This window comes from Mitsuaria sp. TWR114 (assembly GCF_007997345.1).
Window position 1 is genome coordinate 1 of sequence record NZ_VOSR01000323.1, and the last position, 2,471, is coordinate 2,471.

Sequence of the window (2,471 nt, forward strand, 5' to 3'; positions counted from 1 at the left end):
GCCCAGCGGCGCCAGGCGCTGCTGGGCCTGCTCTACGCGCCGCTGGTGGCGCAGGAGATCCTGCACGGGCTCAAGGAAGGCCTGGCGGCGGCGCCGATGGATTTCCGGCTGCTGGTCGACGACCACACCGCGACCGAGGACCTGCTGCTCGACTCCAGCACCGGCATCCAGCCGCTGGACGCCGCGCCGAGCGCGCAGCCCGCCTTCGACCTCCGCGTGGTGGCGGCCGAGCGCCGCGTGGAGATCGCCGGGCGGGCGTTCCGGCTGGAAGCCGCGCTGACGACCGCCTACGAGCGCGCGGTGATCGACGCGGCGGGCTGGGGGCCGGGCCTGATCGGCCTGCTGCTGACGGCGCTGCTGGCGGCCACGACCTACCTGCTCGCGGCCGGCCGGGCGCGGGCGCAGGCGCTGGCCGATGCGATGACCGAGGACCTGCGCCGCCTGACGCTGGACCAGCAGGCGATGCTGGACGCCGACGTCATCGCCATCGCCAAGCTGCGCGGCCGGCGCATCGTCTGGAAGAACCGCGCGCTGGAACAGCTCTTCGGCTACGGCGCCGACGAGATGCTCGGGCTGCCGGTGCGCGAGCTCTATGTCGACGAGGACACCTTCGCCGCGCTGGGCCGCAACGCCTACCCGGTGCTGAGCCGCGGCGGCCACTACCGCAGCCAGCTGCAGATGCGGCGCAAGGACGGCAGCCTGGTGTGGATCGACCTCAACGGCGTGGCCCTGCCGGGCGAGCGCGACGTGGACACGACGCTCTGGATGATGGCCGACATCACGCAGAGCAAGGCGCACGAGGCGCGCGTCGAGCGGGCCGCCTTCCATGACGCGCTTACCGGCCTGCCCAACCGGGTGCTGCTGGCCGACCGGCTGCGCCAGGCGATGGCCGTGGCTCAGCGGCAGTCGCAGAAGATGGCGGTCGCCTACCTGGACCTGGACGGCTTCAAGGCCATCAACGACGCCCATGGCCACGACGCCGGCGACGAGGTGCTCAAGGCGGTCGCGCAGCGGCTGTCCAGCGGCATCCGGGGCTCGGACACGGCCGCGCGGCTGGGTGGCGACGAGTTCGTCGTGCTGCTGACCCCGCTGCCCGCGGTGGCCGACAGCCGGCCGGCCTGCGAGCGGCTGCTGCGCGAGATCCTCGCCCCGGTGCGACTGTCCAGCGGCGTGACGGTGCAGGTCGGCAGCAGCTTCGGCGTGGCGCACTACCCGCTGGACGGCGTCGACCCCGAGGTGCTGATGAGCCGCGCCGACCAGACGATGTTCGAGTCCAAGCGCGCCGGCCGCTGCCGCATCCGCTGGCTCAACGGCGCGTTGCCGCCGGAGGAGCTCGACCTCTCGGCGCTGCGGCGCACGGCCGAGGAGCTGGCCGCCGAGGCCGCCGAGGCCGACGGATGACCGGCGTCATGCCCGCTGAACCGCTGAACCGCCGTACAGTCGCCCGATGACCTCACTGACCACCGCCCGGCTCCGCCTGGAGCCCATGACCGATGCGCACCTGCACGGCCTGTTCGAGATGAATCGCGACCTGGACGTGATGCGCTACATCACGGGCAAGCCCGACACGCTCGAGGACACGCAGGCGATGATCGACCGCGTCAAGGCGCGCTGGGCCGAATGGGGCTACAGCTGGTGGACCTTCTTCGAGATCGAGACCGGCGAGATCATCGGTGCCGGCTGCATCCAGCACCTGGGCCGCGACGCGGCCAATCCGCACGAGATCGGCTGGCGCCTGCGCCGCGACCGCTGGAACCGCGGCTACGGCTCGGAGGCCGCGCGCCGCATGGCCGCCTTCGCCTTCGACGACCTGCGCGCGCCGCAGCTGGTGGCCGTCTGCGACCCGGCCAACGAGGCGTCCTCGCATGTGATGACCAAGCTCGGCATGCGCTATCGCGGCGTCGAGCGCTGGTACGACAACGACGTCGCGGTCTACGGCATGACGGCGGCGGAATGGCGCGCGGCGCAGGCCGCGCGGAGCGGGCCGGCCGACCCCGCCGATCCGGCCGATCAGAGGCCGCCGACGAAGTAGCGCTTCAGGCCCGACAGGATCATCTCGACCGCGATGGCGGTCAGCACCAGGCCCATCAGTTTCTCCAGCGCCGAGACCACCGAGTCTCCCAGCAGCTTGCGGATGCGGTCGGCCAGAATCAGCGCGAGGAAGGAGATGACCATCGCGGTGAACAGCGCGCCGATCCACTCGGCCACCCGGTCCGGCTGGCGCGAGGCCAGCAGCAGCACCGTGGCCATCGCGGACGGGCCGGCCAGCAGCGGCACCGCCAGCGGGAAGATGAAGGGCTCGCGGCCGGTGTCCACGCCGTAGGCCGACTCGCCGGCGTGGCTGAAGATCATCCGGATCGCGATGATGATCAGGATCACGCCGCCGGCCACCTCGAGCGAGCGCTCCGACAGGTGCATCAGGCGCAGGAACCCCTCGCCCAGGAACATGAAGGCCAGCAGCACCGCGAAGG

3 protein-coding genes are annotated in these 2,471 nt (G+C 72.1%); 2 read left to right on the forward strand and 1 reads right to left on the reverse strand.

Going from position 1 to position 2,471, the window contains the following annotated elements; genetic code table 11:
- Together FUT87_RS13090 and FUT87_RS13095 are read left to right on the forward strand one after the other, a co-directional pair.
- On the forward strand, positions 1-1,401 hold a 1,401-nt coding region (locus tag FUT87_RS13090; RefSeq protein ID WP_147241296.1), incomplete at its 5' end, for a diguanylate cyclase domain-containing protein.
- A 46-nt stretch (positions 1,402-1,447) separates the two neighbouring features.
- Complete coding sequence (locus FUT87_RS13095) at positions 1,448-2,032, forward strand: GNAT family N-acetyltransferase (RefSeq protein WP_147241297.1); 585 nt, start codon at positions 1,448-1,450, stop codon at positions 2,030-2,032.
- On the opposite strand, the gene FUT87_RS13100 is transcribed toward FUT87_RS13095, so the two are convergent.
- Positions 2,011-2,471 (reverse strand): MarC family protein (locus FUT87_RS13100; RefSeq protein ID WP_147241298.1); only part of this gene is annotated, 461 nt, incomplete at its 5' end. The two genes, FUT87_RS13095 and FUT87_RS13100, sit on opposite strands and share 22 nt — an antisense overlap.

Excerpts from the sequence above, each read along its gene's own strand:
- FUT87_RS13095 (WP_147241297.1), top strand. The coding sequence starts at position 1,448 with ATGACCTCACTGACCACCGCCCGGCTCCGCCTGGAGCCCATGACCGAT.